This is a genomic window from Balneolales bacterium ANBcel1, from assembly GCA_029688905.1.
Lineage (GTDB): Bacteria > Bacteroidota > Rhodothermia > Balneolales > Natronogracilivirgulaceae > SLLW01.
This window is the reverse complement of sequence record JARULB010000003.1, coordinates 127,433-145,962: the sequence shown is the minus strand read 5'-3', so window position 1 is coordinate 145,962 and position 18,530 is coordinate 127,433. Positions and strand designations below refer to the sequence as shown.

The following is an 18,530-nucleotide window of genomic DNA, read 5'->3' as shown; positions in this document are numbered from 1 at the left end:
TTAATTACAGGTGAGCGTACAATTGCGTACGCTCACCTTTTTTACTCTTAAATGCAGATGAATTTCACAACTTAAAGGGAACTCTCCATTATGAAGAAACTACTTCAATCAATACGAACTTCTATCCTGCTTGTGACAGGTTTAATGCTTATGGGCGTTAGTACCGGTGTTACTCAGGATATCGAGATAGATTTTGGAGGTGACATTTCCGGCCGCCCAGGTGACGAGGTGACCGTACATGTAACCACCAGCGATCTAAGCGATCTGGAGGTTAGAAACTTTGATATTGCCATCGAATTTGATGCTGATCTTCTAACCTTTGAAACAGATGACATAGTTGCCGGGCCTCTGGCTTCCGGTGGACTATTTCAATCCAACATCACGGCTGACAACACCATCCGAGTTAGCTTTGCTTCTTCGAATATTATAGAAGGTGAAGGAGTTCTCTTCAGTTTCACCGGTGAACTTGGACCTCCGGGTGCCAATCCGGAAGGACTTAAAGTTACCCGTAATGATCTGGGAGAACCCGGCCTTTATGATATCGCCCCAGCTGCACCGTTTGATATTTTCGTACAATCAGCTGAGGTAGCCATTCAACTTCCTCATGTAGAAGGATATATCAATGACAGTTTTCAAGGTGCTATTGACTCCGATGATCTTTCGGAACTTAATATTGTATCCTATGACCTTGAGTTCCACTTTGATGAAAGTGTAGTAACGTTTGACGGTGTTTCACAAGCTGGAACATTGTCTGAAGGTGGCCTTGTGGAATTTAATGTGCCTCAAGATGGTGTGGCAAAAATCTCCGCTGCATTTACTTCACCACTTGGCGCTGGAGATGAACTGCTTCATTTGACCGGTACACTTTTGGAAGAAGTGGATAACAGTCCGCTTACTTTTACAAGTGTTCAATTCTATGACAATACCGGTACAGCAGTACCTATCATAGGACTGAACGGTTCTGTTACTGTTATGGATGCAGCTCCACCAGAATTTACTTCTGTTCTTGAAGATGTAACCATAGATGAGAATACGACGCTGGAATTCACATACGAAGCCGAAGATCCTGATGGCGGAGATCTGGAATTTGCGATTGTTGAAGCTCCGGAAGGTGCTGAAATTGATGCTGAAACCGGTGAATTCAGCTGGTTTGCTGATTTCGGAACATCGGAAGATAGTCCTTATACCATTTCCGTTTCCGTTACGGATGGCATTTTCGTAACAGAAACTTCTGCTGAAGTTACTGTCAATTTTGTTAATCCGATTTCGGCATTTGCTCTGCTGAGCCCGGAAGATGGTGCATCGGTACTTGTAGAAGGTCCAACCGATACGGAAGTTGATATCACTTGGGAAGCAGCTGAAGTTGCAGACCATGATGTCACTTACACATGGTATCTCAACGCCACAGATGATTTCTCCGATGAAGTTATTTTGGAACTTGCTTCCAATAATGACGGACTTGATGAAATGCTTACAGTTACGCTTCAGGACCTGGATAATGTTCTTGCTGATGCCGGACTGGAAGTAGGTGATGAGATTGATTTGTTCTGGACCGTAAAGGCAGCCGCCAATGGATTGGAAAGATGGGCTGATGAACCTTTCGCCATTACATTCGAAAGAGGAGATGTTTTCATCGACTTCGTAGAATTTGATTCCATTGCAGATATGTTGGAAAACGCTGAAATTGGTGACTTTGCAATTTTGACAAATGAAGTAATTGTTACCTTTGTAGCACCTAACTTCAGAAACCAGCACTATCTCTCCGACAATACCGGCGCTGTTCTTGTAGATGATACCGGCGATATTCTTTCCGGACTTGAGCGTGGAGATGGAATCACTGGTTTTTCTTTTGAGTATAGTGAATTCCGTGATGCTGCCCAGTTGCTTCCCTTGGAAAATATCGAACCCAGTTCTTCCGATAACGATCTTCCATACTGGGAGTCAACACTTGCAGATCTTGAATATGTGGGAGAACCTCGTCTGGTAAAAGTATCAGCAGTTGAGTTTCAGGAAGAAGGCGAATTTGCCGCTTCAACAAATTACTCTATTCTTGATGCCACTGTTGAAGAGCCAGTTACATTCCGTACTCATCTTGGTGACTCGGATGTGATTGGTGAGCCTATTCCTCAAGGTCCCCATAATGTAACAGGTATTATCGCTGAATTTCAGGGTAATCCTCAGCTTTATGCTGCCCACTACGATCTGATTGTTCCAGCAGTAGTTGTTCCGGATCCACCTGAGCCACCACATGCGTTTGGTGATATCATTAACGTGAATGGTGGTTTTGAATTCACTGACCTCGGCAATGTTAATGATGTTGATGTTCCGTATTGGAGCTTTAACAACCAGGCAGGCAATGCCACAATGGAAATCGTTGAAGATGCCTACCAAGGTGATCGTGCCTTGTTCATTGACTTCGGTGAATGGAGTGGTACATCAGATGACTGGCATGTTGAAACAGTTAATGAGCCGTTCCATGTGCAGGAAGGTGACATGATCAGAGCTAGTATCTGGATGAGAGCAGACTCTGATGAGCGTATTGCCAATATGTTCCTTGGACTGCCAGCAAGTGGTAACTGGGCTCGCTATCCCGGTGATGCTGATGCAACCGGAGGTGGTGGCAGGATGATGCAACTGTCAGAAGAATGGACACAGTATGAACTTCTGCATGAAGCAAGTGCTGATGATGAAGAACATGGTATGAGACTAGGTTTGGCCCTTAACCATTCAGCGAATGACGGTGCCGAAATCTACATTGACCATGCTCAGGTTGAAGTTGTGGTACCTATCCCGCAACCGCCGCATGCCTTCGGTGACTTGATCAACTTTAACGGTGGTTTTGAAATGGACGAACCCGGCGAAGTAGGGCAAGGTGATGTACTGGCCTGGACCCTTAATCCTGGTGATGCCACTTTCGAAATTGTTACTGATCAAGTCTACGACGCAGATCAGGCAATGAAAGTTGACTTTGGTGTCTGGAACGGAACCACCAACGACTGGGAAGTAGAATTGGTTAATGAGCCGTTCTACGTACTGGAAGGTGATGAGATTGAAGTATCCATTTGGATAAAGGCTGACAATAACGATCGGGGAGCAAACCTGTACCTCGGACTTCCTGAGAGTGGTGGCTGGGCTCGTTACCCGGGACATCCAGGCGTTGAAGTGGATCTGTCTGACGAATGGACCGAGTATACTTATCGCCATACAGCAAATGCCGATGATGAGGAACATGGAATGCGCTACGCTGTCGCTCTGAACATGGAGAGAAACGATGGTGCTATCATTCATGTGGATCATCTTGAAGTAAGGATCGTTGAGCCTACTTCAGGTGAAGAAGAGCCGCTCCAGCCTCATGTATACCAGCTCAATCAGAATTACCCGAACCCTTTTAACCCGACTACTACAATCTCCTATGAGATTCCGGAAGCAGCACATGTAACTGTCGACGTTTATAACGTTGTGGGTCAGCATGTTGCTACTCTGGTAAATACCGAGCAGTCGGCTGGAGTACACTCGGTTAATTTCGATGCTTCTAACCTGTCTTCTGGTATGTATATTTATCGCATGCAAGCTGGCAGCTTTGTTCAAACCAGAAAAATGATGCTGGTGAAATAACAAATAAGATTAAAAGAAATAGTTCTTTCTTGAGCCGCCCACTAATAAGTGGGCGGCTTTTTTTTTGTATATTTTTATTTAAGAATTCAATTCTCTTAGCCCTATAAAATTATTAAAACAATCAAATCAGGTATATAGTCAATTGTCCATGAACACACATATAATATCAAAAAGTCTATGCCTAACTTTGTTTGTTATGGTGATTATTGGACTAAAATCAGTTAGGTCACAGGATATATATCTTGAACTACTAGAAGAAATAAAGGGGGAAGCAGGTCAAGTAATTACTATTGAATTTACTATAAGTGATCTCGAAGACTTGGAAGTTCGAAATTTTGATATTCACATAGCGTTTGATCCAGAATTAATCGATGTGCATCAGGTGACAGATGGTCCCGTTATTCAAAGTGGGTCAATTTTTAAGAATATTACTGAAGACCATAGAATTAAACTTTCATATGCTTCAGTAAACAAATTGAAGGGTGATGGTGTGCTGTTTAGAATTGATGCAACATTAATTGCGACAGGTGTGAATCCTCAAGGCATGACGATTAATAGACTTGATATTGGGGAACCGGGTAGGTATGTAATTTCTCCTCAAACTCCCCATAATATCCCTGTAGTAGTGGGAACAAACAGCTCAATAGTAAATGAATCAGTACAAAATGAGAATAAACAGAATAAGCTGGTTTACCACAAAGGTAATTACCCAAATCCTTTTAATCCCCATACTACTATTACATATCATGTCGAAAATCAGGCTCATGTCCTTATTAGAATATATAATTCAGCAGGTCAACTTGTGAGCACGTTGATAAATGAAACCCAATCTGCTGGCACTTATTCAATACCCTGGAATGCATCAGGTCTAAACAGTGGATTATTCATTACTGAAATAATAGCTATCAATGAATATGGAGCTAAAAGCAGGACAACAGATATAATGACCTTTATTAAATAGATCGGCTCAAGAAAATTATTAAAAAATGCTGCTGCTCGTTTATTAAAAAGTCAATATTTGTACAAAACCACATAGTCTCTATTTTGTCAGTCTCAATTCAGTTACAAACTACTTGATTAATTAGTGAGATATCAAATGGCTGATCATCATAAACGAGTAAGGGTGCGTTTTGCCCCATCACCAACAGGTTTGCTTCATATCGGGGGTCTTCGAACTGCACTTTACAATTATCTATATGCACGCCGACATGGCGGTACATTCGTCCTTAGAATAGAAGATACCGACAGAACCAGGTATGTAGAAGAAGCCGAACTGGACATACTGGAAAGCCTCGCATGGGCCGGGTTGAATCCTGATGAAGGCCCGGTCATGCACACTGAAAGAAACATTTCATCAGAAGGGAATTCACCGGCAGATAGTGCATTATCTGGTTATGAAAAATCACTCAATAACTACAGGGGTTCATTCGGTCCTTACCACCAAAGTGCCAGAAAGCAGCAATACAGGAAGTATGCAGAGCAACTGGTAAGCAGGGGATACGCCTATTATGCATTTGATACCGTTGAAGAAATTGAAAGCATGCGTGAGAGTCTTAAAACTTCGGAAAATCCGGCGCCAAAATACGACGGTCAGACTCGTATGCAGATGAGGAACAGTTTGACTCTGGATGAAGATGAAGTCAACAAGTTGTTAAGTGATGGTGCAGAAACTATTATACGCCTGAAAATTCCGAAAGGTGAGTCTGTACATTTTGAGGATTTGGTCAGGGGCGCGGTTTCTTTTGAAACAGATGGGCTGGATGACCAGGTTTTGATAAAAGCGGATGGAATGCCAACATACCATCTTGCAAATGTGGTGGATGACCATGAGATGGACATCACCCACGTAATACGCGGAGAAGAGTGGCTCAGCTCAACTCCTAAACATATTCTTTTGTACAAGTATCTGGGGTGGGATGTTCCAAAAATGGCTCATCTTCCATTGATTATGTCCCCAGGTGGCGGGAAGCTTTCAAAACGAAAAGCGGAAGAAGAAGGGATTCCCGTAAATGTCAGAGATTATCGTTCTGGGTACTATGAGCGTGATGGCCTTGTCAATTTTTTGGGATTGCTGGGCTGGAGTCCGGGTGATGACCGCGAGACATTGACCCTTCATGAGATGCAGAAAGAGTTTTCACTGGAGAGAGTTGGTAAAAGTGGCGCGATATTCGATTATGACAAACTCATCTGGTTTAACGAACATTACCTTAGAAAAAGAACGGATGAAGATATTGCTGCGCAATTAATAAGGTTGATTAAAGAGTCCGGTTTCCCAAAGGAGACTTTTGAGAAAAGCACTGATTCAGTTTCAAAAGTACAAACTGAGTCCGATGAGTCAGGCTGGAAATCGTTGAATGATGAACAGCGTTCACTGGTTTCAGACATGCGTTACATGACAGGAATCGTTCGGCTTCTTAAAGAACGTGTTTCATTGATTCCCGAGTTTATTAGTTCTGGAAGGTTTTTCTTTGAAGCACCGAAAGAATATGACAAAAAAGCTGTCAAGAAAGCCTGGAAACAAGGTACATCTCAACTCGTGGAGAAGTATATGGACAAGATTCGGGATCTGGACGATCAGTCATTCTCAGCGGCCAGGTTGAAAAAAGAATTATCAGACCTTGTAGAGGAGGAAGGTGTTGGTTTCGGAAAACTGATGCTGCCGCTTAGAGTAGCAGTTACAGGCTCAGGATCGGGACCAGACCTGTTTGAGTCGCTGGAACTTATCGGCCGTGAAGAGATTATTAAGCGATTGAACTTTGCTATACAGAATCTTGGCAAAACATCACATTAAAAACGTTCTTTAAAAACTATCCAGCTATTGTGCAATTAATGCTATCGTTATCATACTGTGTACAGGTTTCAAAGTTTCTTTTATTGATAATAATTAGTGCGTATTGGCTTTATTGAGGGGATAGCTCAGCGGTTTGTCACGGATGTTTTTTATATCTTGCGCCATTGCAAACGGGTGCCGGTTTATTTCACCGGTACCATGTATATCTCCACCGCCATCTGCTTTTGATTAATGAGCTCCGAGCGTTCCATCCTCCATAAAGTCCTGAAAGGGTTGATGTTTTTGCTGTTGGGAGTACTGCTCGTTCTGGCCTTAACGGGCAGCGCCGGGTCGGCACCCTGGTGGAGCATACTTCCGCCGTTCGCGGCGATTGCCATTGCCCTTGTGTTCCGGCAGGTCCTGTTCGCCCTGTTTGCAGGCGTATGGATGGGCGCATGGCTGGCAGGTGGAGCGACACTGACCGGTATTGCCACCTCGTTTTTTGCCACCGCCACCGAATATATTGTGCCGTCCGTGGCCGTTCCCGGGCATGTGAGCATCCTCATCTTCAGCCTGTTTATCGGCGGGATGGTCGGAATCATCGGTGCCAATGGCGGCACGAAAGGAATTGTGAGGGCCATAACACGGCTGGTAACCAACCGGCGCCGGGCCCAGGTCACCACCACGATGATGGGCTATATCGTTTTTTTTGATGACTACGCCAACACCATGGTGGTCGGAAGCACCATGAGGCCGCTCACCGACCGTCTCAGGATTTCCCGAGCCAAACTTGCCTATCTGGTCGATTCTACGGCCGCCCCCGTTGCCATCATCGCCATCATTTCTACATGGATTGGAGCCGTAATCGGCTATATCAGTGAAGCCGCATCGGCCATCGACGGCTTCGGGCACACCTCCTATTTTGTGTTCTTAAACGCCCTTCCATATAACTTTTACGCATTTCTGGCCATAATCTTTGTCGCCATAATCGCGCTGAGCGGCCGTGATTTTGGTCCAATGCGACGGGCCGAACTACAGGCATTGCGGGGGCATGACGGCTCACGTGTGGATGATGTAACGGATGATGACGATGATCCGGATAATTCCCCGGCCGATGTCGGCCATTACAATGAAAACGGTAATACGGACGTCCATCGCGATCAGCACCAGGGTGGAGCGTCGAAAAGCGACGACTCCTCAAGCAGCGCTCAATCTGGCCGTGACCAGCGCGATCGCTCTTCCCACTGGCTCAATGCCGCACTGCCTATCATCGGCCTGGTAGGGGTTACCCTGGCCGGACTCTGGATCACCGGAGAGGGGACTACCATCCAGGATGTGATCGGCTCATCCGATTCCTATGCTGCTCTGGTCTGGGGCTCCGTTTTTTCTCTGTTCCTGGCTATCGCCCTCACCATCAGCCAAAAACTCATCTCAACCGAGAAAATGATCAAGGGCATGTTCCGGGGGATGCACCTGATGTTCGAGGGGCTGGTGATTCTGGTTCTGGCATGGTCGCTGGGGATGGTCACACAGGACCTGGATACCGCCGGATTCCTGGTGTCGCTTGTTCAAGGAGTCCTGGATCCCTACTGGATTCCGGTGCTCATCTTCCTTCTTGCCGGCTTTACCAGTTTCGCGACCGGCTCGAGCTGGGGAACCATGGGGATTTTGACTCCGCTGGTACTGCCGTTAACCTGGACCCTGAGCGGTGCAGCCGGCCTCTCATCTCCCGAAACACATCTTCTGGTGTATTCCAGTGTGAGTGCGGTTCTTGCCGGCGCCGTATGGGGCGACCACTGTTCGCCGATTTCCGACACCACCATTTTAAGCTCACTGGCCTGCCGCTGCGATCATGTCTCGCACGTCAATACCCAGCTTCCGTATGCCCTTACGGTTGGAGGGATCAGTATCGTCGCCATCATCGCATCCACCATCCTGGGAATACCGCTCTGGTTGATCTATCCGGTATCGATCGTTGCCATGATCGCCATCGTTTACCGATTCGGGAAGAGTACGGAAGAAGCGCCGGACCCTTCCGCAGAAAAGGTTTCCGGGTAACCCTGTTCCAGCTCAACAAGCAAAACGCAACCGAGATTTCACTCCATGGAAAACCGATTCAAAGATCGTCTTGCCCGCTTCAAGGCACCGAACACCATCGTGCTGATGCTGTCACTGCTGTGCATTTTTGCCGTGCTCACGTGGATTATTCCGGGCGGCAGCTACGACCGCATCGAAAAAGACGGCCGCGAGATTGTCGACCCCGACTCTTTCCGGCAGGTGGAATCGGAGCCCGCCGGCTTCACGGAGCTCATCATGGCCCCGATCAACGGGTTTACCGACTCATTTGCCATTCTGATTATCGTCTTTATTTTTATCGTGGCCGGTGCGTTTGCCGTCATCCAGAAAACGGGTGCCTTCACCGGAGCGATCCAGAGAGCCGCTGTACTTTTCAATCGAAATGACAAACTCCGGCCCTATTTCATCCCGTTTTTCATACTGCTCTTTTCAGCGATGGGAAGCATCTTCGGGATGTCCGAGGAGGTGATCATATTTATCCCCCTGTTTGTGCCTTTGGCACTGGCCTTGGGCTATGACTCGATCGTTGGGGTAGCGGTGCCCTTTGTCGGTGCCAGTGCAGGCTTCGCCGGAGCGGTGGTCAACCCGTTCACAGTTCAGGTTGCACAGGGCCTGGCCGAAATCCCGCTGATATCCGGCTGGGAATTCCGGGCTGTGGTCTGGGCGATAACCACCCTGGCGGCAATAGCCATTGTGGGGGGATATGCCCGCAAGATCCACAAAGATCCGCGAAAGTCGCCGGTTTACGAACTGGACCGTGGCCGCCCCGAGGAAATGAGCGCGGAAGTATCCGATTTGCAGCCGTTTACATGGAACCAGAAATTGATTCTTCTGGTATTTGCGGCAGGTATTGCGTTGTTGATTTACGGCGCAACCAGCCTCGGCTGGTATATTGCCGAGATGGCGGCGCTGTTTCTGGTGATCGGTGTGCTTTCGGCCGCCATCGGCCGCATCGGGGCCGGAGTGGCCGCAAACGCATTTATTGACGGGATGAAGGATGTGCTTGGAGCTGTTGTGGTAATCGCGCTCTCCCGATCCATCCTGCTGCTCATCACCGATGCGCAGATTGTGGATACGATTCTCTACGGACTGTCGACTGCCATCAGCGGATGGCATCCGGTCGTTTCGGCGGAGATCATGCTGGTGGTGCAATCCATGATCAATTTCGTGGTTCCCAGCGGAAGCGGCCAGGCGGCACTCACCATTCCGATCATGGCCCCGCTGGGAGATCTTTCCGGCATCACTCGCCAGACCGTGGTGCTGGTGTTTCAGATGGGTGACGGTATCACCAACATGATCATACCGACATCCGGTGTGACCATGGCCGTGCTGGGTATGGCCAAAATCCCGTGGAGTACCTGGGCCACATGGCTTGCCCCGCGCCTGGCGTGGTTTTATCTGATTGCCGTCGTTGCCATAGCCATTGCCGTACTTTCCGGTTACTCCTGAGTACCTGTTGCCGGCTCATGCCCGTCCGTCGCAGCCAAACGCAGCCACACGGACTTGTCGTGCCGGCCGGCAGTAGCAATCCGGTCAGTTCAGGTGAAGTTCCTCGGTCCGTTTCTCCCTCTCGTCCCTTCCATTCCTTTCAACACTTTCATCCCTCTCACGCTCTGGCGGTGAAATTCTTTTTCGCGTGATCAGCTGCGATCCGCCGCGGAAAGTCAGGTAGTACCAGACCCACTCGGCCATCACACGGAAACGATTGCGGAATCCGATGAGGAAAAACACGTGAACTACAGACCATAGAAGCCAGGCAAAGAACCCTGTGAACTTCTGGCCGCCGATTTCCGCAACAGCTTTGGCTCTTCCGATGGTAGCCATACTGCCCTTGTCAAAGTAGGAAAATGGGGTACGCGCTTTGCCTTTGAGGTCACGGATGATGTTGCCTGCGGCGTGGTCCCCCTGCTGAATGGCACCCGGAGCGATGGCGGGAGTCATGCGGCCGTTGTCGTTCACATGCTTCGCCGCATCACCGATTACGAAAATCCGGTCGTGTCCGGGTACGGAGAGATCCTGGTTAACGTGCAGCCTTCCATCATTTTCAAGGGGGATGTCCAGTGTTCTCAGCAATGGCGAAGCGGCGTTGCCCGCCGCCCATATGACGTTTTCCGTTCTGATGGTCCGCTGTTCTTCCTCTCCGGAGATCTGAATGGTGACACCATCGTCATCGATGTCCGTGAGCATACTGTTCAGCCAGACGGTCACGCCCATCTTTTCAAGGTCCCGAATCGCACGCTCTCCGAGCCGGTCATCGTACATGCCCAATATCCGTGACTGGCCCTCGATCAGGTGGATTTCCAGAAGCTCAGGGTCGGCATTTTTGTAATCCTCCCTTACGGCTCTCGAGGCAATCTCGGCAATGGCTCCGGCTACTTCCACCCCGGTCGGACCACCGCCGACCACAACGAAAGTCTCGAACTTTTTCCGCTCTTCGGCATCCTGCTCCCTTTCGGCTTTTTCAAACGAAAGCAAAATACTCTCCCGGATGTCAAGGGCATCGGAGAGGGTTTTAAGGCCCGGAGCCCTCTCTTCCCAATGTTCGTTTCCGAAATAGGAGTGACGTGCACCGGGAGCCAGAATCAGGTAATCAAACGGCAATTCGCGATTTTCGTCGATACACACAACCCGGCGCTCCTTGTCAACGGTTGTTACCTCGCCCATCAACACACTTACATTTCGGTCATTTTTGAAGATGGTACGAGCCGGAATGGCAATATCGCCCGGTGCCAGCGCTGCCGTGGCGACCTGGTAGAGCAGCGGCTGAAACAGGTGGTGGTTGGTTTTGTCGATCACGGTAATATCCACCGGATATCGTTTGAGCTTATGTGCTGCTTTAAGCCCTCCAAAGCCGGCTCCGACAATGACAATCTTTTTTTCGTATGCTTTATTCTCAGATTTCATGGTAGTATGTGAGTCCCGAATTTCCCGCGAGAATGCAACCGCCCCATCCAATGAATTTTTTAGTCCTGGGGGGGCGGATAGAGGCCACATCTGCGGATCAGTCGGTCTAGTTGTGTATATGGGAACTCCACAACAAAGCAATGGTTCACAGCATTCATCAAAGCGGAGAAATCATTATACTATTTCATGATATGAACAGTTAGAGGTTACGGCATCAGCGATTTATGCGATGTTTTGCATTTACTATATATATGTGGATTTTTGTGGCAACAAGTGATATAGCATTGATTCGTAATCCGAGAGTTCTGCTACTGGTTATTGCGGGTCTGGTGATCGCGCTTCCCGCAACTGCGGCCGAATGGGAACAACAAACAGCGGAATACGAACCGCAAGAGCATCTTCTGGTTCGGCAAACCGTAACTTCGGCGGCTTCTGCCGGCTCCGGATTCGCGTTGTCCGCCATGCGCCTGGGAGACCCGGACGATCGGCCCGAACGTGTGTGGGGAATAGATTTCGAAGGGAATGAGACCTACTCCGGTATGTCGATCAGAAGAGTTATCGCACTTGAGTCGCCGTCCTTTTTTCGAAAATTCCGCTTCTGGAACCGGTCAGGGTTCGACTTCGATGACACCGAGCTGCGGAGGGATGAAATTCGCATTCAGCGCTTCTATCAGCGCCGGGGGTTTCCCCACGCCCGGGTCACTTCCCGCGTTGATGAAGGACGGCGCGACTGGGTGCGGCGCATCACGTTTCTGGTGGAGGAAGGCGAGCCAACCACCATCCGCACTATCCGCTACGAGTTCGATGCCGACTCCACCGCAATCGCCTACCTGGAAGATCAACGGGATTTCCAGCGAGCACGCGACCAGAAAGTGATGCAGGTGGGAAGACGCTACCAGCTCATCCACCACAGTGATGTGGAAGGCAGATTCCTATCGGTGCTTCGTAACGTGGGATTCGCCCATGCCGACGCCTTTGTGTCTGCCAATGTCGACACCACCGGCCGATATGCCGATGTGCTGATCACCCTCAACCCGGGTCCGCTTACCACCTACGGAGAGATTCATGTTGATGGCAATGTGACCGTTCCCGACCAGCTGATACGCAGACACGCCGAAATCCGTACCGGCGAACAGTACAGCTCCAGAAAAATGAGAAGCTCCCAGCAGCAGATATTCGGTCACCCGCTCATCCGTTTCGTGACCATCAACACCCCACCGCAACCACGCGATTCGGTTGTGGATGTGACCATCCGTGTGCGGGAACACGCCCTGCGAAGCCTGCGCGTACAGGCCGGCGCGGGCCTGGAAGAGCGAGTCAGGCTCAGCGTGTCATGGCAGCACCGCAACCCCTTCGGAAACGCGCACAACATCAGCATCAGCACCCGAATGTCGTTTATCGAGCAGCGTGCCAACCTGGATTATCACATCCCATACGTGTTCAACCCCAAAAGCAGGATCAATATTTCGCCGTTCGGTCAGCGCCTTGACGAGAGCGGCTATCTGTTGCATCGTGCCGGTATCAACAACAGCTTCATCTATCAGTTGAGCCGGGAGACGGCGGGAACCATCTCCTACGAGTTTACCCGCAACCGGGAGCAGATCGACAGTCCGGATATCCGGCGGCCGCGGGAGGATGAGTATTACAATATCTCCGCCATCAAACTTTCCGGGTATCACAACCAGCTCGAGGTGGAACGGTACCAGGGCTGGGCAATCCGGCCTCATGCCGAATTTTCAGGCTTTTTTGGAACAGGCTCGCTGCGGTACAACCGGTATATGCTGGATATCCGCCGCTATTTCGATATTGGCTCCACAACCCAGCTCGCCGTGCGAAACGAAGGCGGACTGCTGACTTTCGCTACCCTGGATGAGCTCCCGTCCAATGTCCGTTTCTATACCGGCGGCACCAACTCCGTGCGTGGCTGGCAGCGCCGTCAACTCGGACCCAAACGGGCAATTTTGGATGATAACGACGAATTTGTCGAATATGTGCCGGTGGGCGGAAAGGCGCTCTATAACTTCAATGTCGAGCTGAGGCAAGAGCTGAATCGCCTGCTTCGCAACTTCGGCGTAGCCTTTTTTCTGGACGGCGGCGCGGTTTGGGGGGATGTTGAGGATGTCGATATCGACGGACTCCAGTTCGGACTCGGGGGCGGATTGCGCTATAATTCGCCCCTCGGCCCTATTCGCATCGACCTGGCACGCAAACTGAATCCAACCGACGAGGACCTGAATATCTATAATGGAGAAAATTACGGCCGCAGCTTTGACCGGTGGGGCATCCATTTCAGTATCGGCCAGGCATTTTAAAACGCCAATGCGCACCCGATACTGGAGTCTCGCTCATACCGCTGATGCCAGATACCACGCCATGTTCATATACATCCACCTGTCAGGAACTGCTGCAAGCCAAGATCATTTATATTAAAACAGAATCCACCCCAACAGATCAGCCATGAACACGAAGGAATCCAACGGGCGAAAACGAAGGCTGTGGCCATGGATCACCCTCCTGGTGATCGCCATGTTACTGGGTGGACTGCGCCTGGCGATGCGATCCGACCTGGTACTGGACCTCATCCGCGCCGAAGTGGAAACGCGGGCCAACGAACAGCTCAAGGGCGAACTGCAGATCGGCCGGCTGCAAGGCGACCTCTGGTCACATCTGAATATCATGGATGTCCGACTTTATGAGCCACACCCCAGTGACACTAACCAAAGGCAATCCGATGCCGAAGATACCGGCACCGCCGAGATGGCAAACCACGCAACCGGCCAGCCGGCCCACGCAACCGGCCAGCCGGTCGCAGCCATCGATTCGATCCATGTCTCCTACTCGTTGGCTGACCTGCTGTTCCGACGGCCGCTGAGCATCCATAGTGTGCATGTGGACGGAGTGCGGGCAGATCTTAAACAGGATCCTGCAGGCGAATGGAACCTGCTCACACTGCTGGAGGCGAAAAAAACCGCAGCTGAGCCCGAAGAGGACCCGGAAACCGATCCGGACTCCTCCCCCTTCCTCTTTACCGTGGAGGATTTCAGGCTGAACGCTCCCGAAATAGTGATCAATGCGCAGGAGCTCCTGCCCGGGGAACCGCTGGCCGTTCGTGACCTCGAACTCCATACCCGCGCCGGCCTCGACGATAAGGGTTTCTTTGCGGATATCTCCCGCCTCGATCTCTCCCTGCACGAGTCACGGCTCGAGGCGCCCGTTACGCTGACATCGCAGGCATCCTGGGACGGCCGCCGAATCACCCTCGACAAGCTCATCATCGCAGGTGCCTTTTCCCTGCTGGATATCTCCGGCAGCTACGACACCGTCACCACCGCCACGGATGCCGGCCTTGCGCTGGATCCCCTGGCATGGCAGGAGGTGGCCGCCTATCTGGAGGAATACCCGCTGAGGCAGGACCTCACCATGAGGCTGCAAGTCGGCGGCTCCCGTCAGGACCTTCACACCGGAATCTCCATGTCGGCTCCGGGCCTGGAAAACTTTCAGCTGGATGTTCATTCCCGCATTCTCCAGGAACCGGTGATCACCGCGCTCTCCGCCTCGTTCGATCGGCTCGACCTGGGAGCGCTCACGGCCAACGACACCCTCAACGCCCGGACCGGGCCCATGCAGCTTGCCATCGACGGCACCGTCCCCCTGCCGCAGTGGGACCGGCTCAGGATCGACGGCTCCCTGGCTCTCCATAATATTCGCTATGATGCCTATTCGCTCGATGAGCTGGCCGTCGCTTTGCAGGCGCAGAACGGAAACGCCCGCTCCGATATCACACTGAGGAAAGGGGAGGAGGCCCTCTCCCTGAACCTGGAAGCCGCGCAATGGTGGACCGAGGATGTCGAATGGATGCTGTCATACCGGACCGACGGCATCAATCCCGCCAAATGGTCGGGGCTGGAACAGCTCGAAGGGGCGTTTGTATCCGATGGGACTGTAAGCGGCACAGGCCGGGACCCCTACGGCCCCGGTCGCTGGTTGATGAATATCGATTTCCAGCAGGTAAAACTGACCGGATATCCCGCTTTCAACGGCAGGCTGCTGGCCGAAGTGGCATCCGACAGCCTCGCCTTTTCGTTTGACGGCAATGCGGGTGATGCACGGCTCGAAACCACCGGCAAGTACGCCTGGAGCCCGGAAATGCCCGAATATGATCTGGAGATCCGACTGGCGACATTTAATGCCGCGGAATATCCCGGCCTGGAGCAGGTTGAAACCGAGATCAACGGCCTCGTCAGGGTACACGGCGCCGGACTGGATCCCGAAACCATGCATCTCAACGCCTCCCTGCTGTTTGATGACTCGAATATCAACGGACAGGTGTTTGATACCGTGCAAATGGATCTTGCACTGGCAGACGGAACTCTCCGGGTGGATGACGCCCTGCTCGCAGGAAAACCGGCCAGAGCAAACCTCTCCCTCATCCAGAATATTTTTGATTTCCGGGATCCTGACAATCGGCTGGATTTTGACCTGGAACTGCTCGACTTGCAAGGCTTCGCCAATCTTGCAGGAGTGGATACACTTCAGGCCCTGGGCCGGCTCAACGGCAACATCCGTCCCGATGCCGACGGCATTCTGGTGTTTGATTCGGGCATTGACCTGGAGCAGGTCAGGTACGATACCCTCCGTGTCCGGAAACTGACAGGGCATATGACCGTCCATCTCACCGAGGAAATCTCCTACAACGCCGACCTGGATATCCGTGAGCCGTCCGCCGGACCTTATTCCATCAGGGATATCGACCTGCTGACCGAGGGGCGCATCACCGAAACCGGGCCCGAAGGCCAGTTCGATTTTTCCCTCAATGTCCAAAACGAGAGCGGGTTACGGATGCGGTCAGATTATGCCGTTTCGGATACCATCCGCATCCACACCACAGAACTCGATCTCACCGACCCCGCCGGCCAATACCGGCTTAAAAGGCCGTTTGATGTCACCCTGGCAGAGGGTGTCGTGCGGGTGGATACGTTGACACTTACATCAGATAACGAATCCATTGTCTCGCTATGCCTGGATAAAACTCCCGAAACACCATGGACCGGTTTTCTGGATATTCGCAATACCGACCTGGGACAATTGCAGCTGGTTTTTCTGGAGGAACCGTTTTTCGAAACCGTATTAACCGGCAGGATCGATTTTATCGCGGATGAGGATGTCCTTGAAGTGGATGCATTTGCGGATTTCAACGCGCTTGTCTACAACTCCGTCTCCCTGGATTCCATTCACCTCGGATTCCAGGTAGCGGACCGGAGGCTTGCGACCAGGTCCCGTATCTGGCACGAAGGTGACGAGCTGCTATGGTCGGAGTTCTCTCTCCCGTTCGACCCCTATCGATTTGATAATCAGCCTCAACACTTTTTTAAGGAAGAGATCAGCGGTCATGTGACTGTCGATGAAATCGATCTTTCCCTGTTTGAGGAAATGCTTGCAGAACTTGGCCTGGAAGGTATGGACGGGTTGTTTTCATTCCATACGGAGTTGTCCGGAGAGGCGGGTGAACCCGAACTGATCGGAGAACTTCGTCTGCAAAGCGGTTCTCTCTCCGGCGTAGCCATGGACACACTTTTTGTAAGCTGGGATTATGACCACGCCCGCAATGATATCCAGCTCCTTTCCAGAGTCTATTCCCTTGGCCAGCTGGCCGCGGATGTTAATGGCACCGTTCCGCTCCATATTGACATACCCAACTTCACTTTCGATGGTCCCCGTCCCGATGATCCGCTGGATGTCTCTGTTACCACTTCAGAGTTTGATCTGGCAGCACTGAATGATTTCCTCGATCCCGAATTGCTGCGCAACCTCCGGGGAAGGCTCGACGCCGATGTGGAGATAAGCGGTAGCCTGGAAGATCCCGTTATGGAAGGATCCATCCGTTTTTCCGGAGGGGAAGTTCGCCTGGTGCCCAATAATATCACTTTGCAGCGAATGGCCCTGGACGTGGACCTCGAGCCGGGGATCATCGAAATTCGCCGCCTCAGAGTGCAGAGCAGCGGCTCATTGACAGGCTCGGGAACCATCGCGCTGAACCGGTTTGCCCCGGACGAACTCGACCTCGCTTTCAGCGCCTCGAACTTCCGGGCATTTAACACACGTGACCTGGATATTTTTACGGGGCTGAATATTCAACTGACCGGATCCCTGGATGAGCCGAAACTGGCCGGCCGTGTTCAATGGGAACGCGGTGCGATTTTTCTTGATGACTTCGGCGAAAGGGAGGTGGAGGAAGTGATCCTGGAAGAGGAAGAAGAGGGCCTGCCCGACGGCCCCGACTTTTTTGAACGCCTCGAAATGGAACTCCGGTTTTCTGTGGACCGAAACGCGTTTGTCAGGAATCGCCGCGATCCGGAAGTAAACCTGGCACTGCGTGGCGAACTCGATCTGCTGAAACAGCCGTTCGAAGAGATTGAAGTGTTCGGCGATATGGGGGTCGCATCGGGCCACGTTACCACCTTCAACAAGCGTTTTCGCCTGGAACGTGGTGATATTACCTTCAGCGGGGACCCGACGAACCCCGCCCTGAATATACGGACGCTTTACGAACCGAGGCAGCAGTATGAAACCATCCGGATCTATTATCTGATTACCGGTACGATCTCCGACCCCGAGTTCGAGTACGAAAGTGAACCGGAAATGGAGCTGCAGGACATCATCAGCTATACCCTGTTCGGACGCCCGTTTCATGCGCTTGCCGGGTGGGAGCAGACCGTGTCGGGCCGGTCAGACGGAAGCATGGCTACCAACATCGCTGTGGATATTCTGATCGACCGGATTGAAACTCTTGCCGCCGACCGGCTTGGCATTGACGTGATCGAAATAGAGAATACCAGAAGAGGTGGCGAAAGCGGCACCAGTATCAAGGCGGGCAAGTTTGTGTCCGACCGGCTGTTTGTTGCGTTTCTTCAGGAACTGGGAGGCACCGAAGCCGGGCGCCAGGTTCTGGTGGAGTACCTGATTACCCGTAACCTCGAGCTCATATTCACCGCAAGTGATGACTTCCGCAGTGGCGTGGATCTCATGTGGCGGTTTGATTACTGAAACCCCGGCATGCACCGCTGCTCTATGGGAAATCGAACGCGAAGGGAGTCCGGTGTCGACCCGGCCAGAGCCGGAACGCCAACCGGTGAGGCTGTATGCGGGGATAGGATTAGGGGCCGTA

At 51.3% G+C, this 18,530-nt stretch carries 8 protein-coding genes; 7 read left to right on the top strand and 1 reads right to left on the bottom strand.

Annotated features, from left to right (window positions below; genetic code table 11):
- The first annotated feature begins 90 nt into the window (after nucleotides 1-90).
- From QA596_04990 to QA596_04970, 5 genes are all read left to right on the top strand, one after another.
- Entirely contained in the window at nucleotides 91-3,615 is a 3,525-nt protein-coding gene (locus QA596_04990) for a T9SS type A sorting domain-containing protein (protein ID MDG5766814.1), read from the top strand.
- 196 nt (nucleotides 3,616-3,811) lie between these two features.
- Entirely contained in the window at nucleotides 3,812-4,576 is a 765-nt protein-coding gene (locus tag QA596_04985; GenBank protein MDG5766813.1) for a T9SS type A sorting domain-containing protein, read from the top strand.
- A 135-nt stretch (nucleotides 4,577-4,711) separates the two neighbouring features.
- Nucleotides 4,712-6,406, top strand: a complete 1,695-nt coding sequence (gene gltX, locus QA596_04980; protein ID MDG5766812.1) for a glutamate--tRNA ligase — start codon at nucleotides 4,712-4,714, stop codon at nucleotides 6,404-6,406.
- A gap of 231 nt (nucleotides 6,407-6,637) precedes the next feature.
- Nucleotides 6,638-8,443, top strand: coding sequence for a Na+/H+ antiporter NhaC family protein (locus QA596_04975; GenBank protein ID MDG5766811.1), 1,806 nt, complete (start codon nucleotides 6,638-6,640; stop codon nucleotides 8,441-8,443).
- A gap of 45 nt (nucleotides 8,444-8,488) precedes the next feature.
- Nucleotides 8,489-9,910 (top strand): AbgT family transporter, encoded by a 1,422-nt coding sequence (locus QA596_04970; protein ID MDG5766810.1) that lies wholly within the window; start codon nucleotides 8,489-8,491, stop codon nucleotides 9,908-9,910.
- An 84-nt stretch (nucleotides 9,911-9,994) separates the two neighbouring features.
- On the opposite strand, the gene QA596_04965 is transcribed toward QA596_04970, so the two are convergent.
- Nucleotides 9,995-11,365 (bottom strand): NAD(P)/FAD-dependent oxidoreductase, encoded by a 1,371-nt coding sequence (locus tag QA596_04965; GenBank protein ID MDG5766809.1) that lies wholly within the window; start codon nucleotides 11,363-11,365, stop codon nucleotides 9,995-9,997.
- Nucleotides 11,366-11,649: 284 nt separating this feature from the next.
- Between QA596_04965 and QA596_04960 the strand changes: the two genes are divergently transcribed.
- A complete protein-coding gene (locus QA596_04960; protein MDG5766808.1) occupies nucleotides 11,650-13,677 on the top strand; it encodes a BamA/TamA family outer membrane protein in 2,028 nt (675 codons plus the stop codon).
- A 145-nt stretch (nucleotides 13,678-13,822) separates the two neighbouring features.
- Nucleotides 13,823-18,409, top strand: coding sequence for a translocation/assembly module TamB (locus tag QA596_04955; GenBank protein ID MDG5766807.1), 4,587 nt, complete (start codon nucleotides 13,823-13,825; stop codon nucleotides 18,407-18,409).
- The last annotated feature ends 121 nt before the right edge of the window (nucleotides 18,410-18,530 follow it).

What these genes read in the sequence shown, in the direction of transcription:
- QA596_04990 (MDG5766814.1), top strand. Translation starts at nt 91, where the DNA reads ATGAAGAAACTACTTCAATCAATACGAACTTCTATCCTGCTTGTGACA.
- QA596_04985 (MDG5766813.1), top strand. Translation starts at nt 3,812, where the DNA reads ATGGTGATTATTGGACTAAAATCAGTTAGGTCACAGGATATATATCTT.
- gltX (MDG5766812.1), top strand. Translation starts at nt 4,712, where the DNA reads ATGGCTGATCATCATAAACGAGTAAGGGTGCGTTTTGCCCCATCACCA.
- QA596_04975 (MDG5766811.1), top strand. Translation starts at nt 6,638, where the DNA reads ATGAGCTCCGAGCGTTCCATCCTCCATAAAGTCCTGAAAGGGTTGATG.
- QA596_04970 (MDG5766810.1), top strand. Translation starts at nt 8,489, where the DNA reads ATGGAAAACCGATTCAAAGATCGTCTTGCCCGCTTCAAGGCACCGAAC.
- QA596_04965 (MDG5766809.1), bottom strand. Translation starts at nt 11,365, where the DNA reads ATGAAATCTGAGAATAAAGCATACGAAAAAAAGATTGTCATTGTCGGA.
- QA596_04955 (MDG5766807.1), top strand. Translation starts at nt 13,823, where the DNA reads ATGAACACGAAGGAATCCAACGGGCGAAAACGAAGGCTGTGGCCATGG.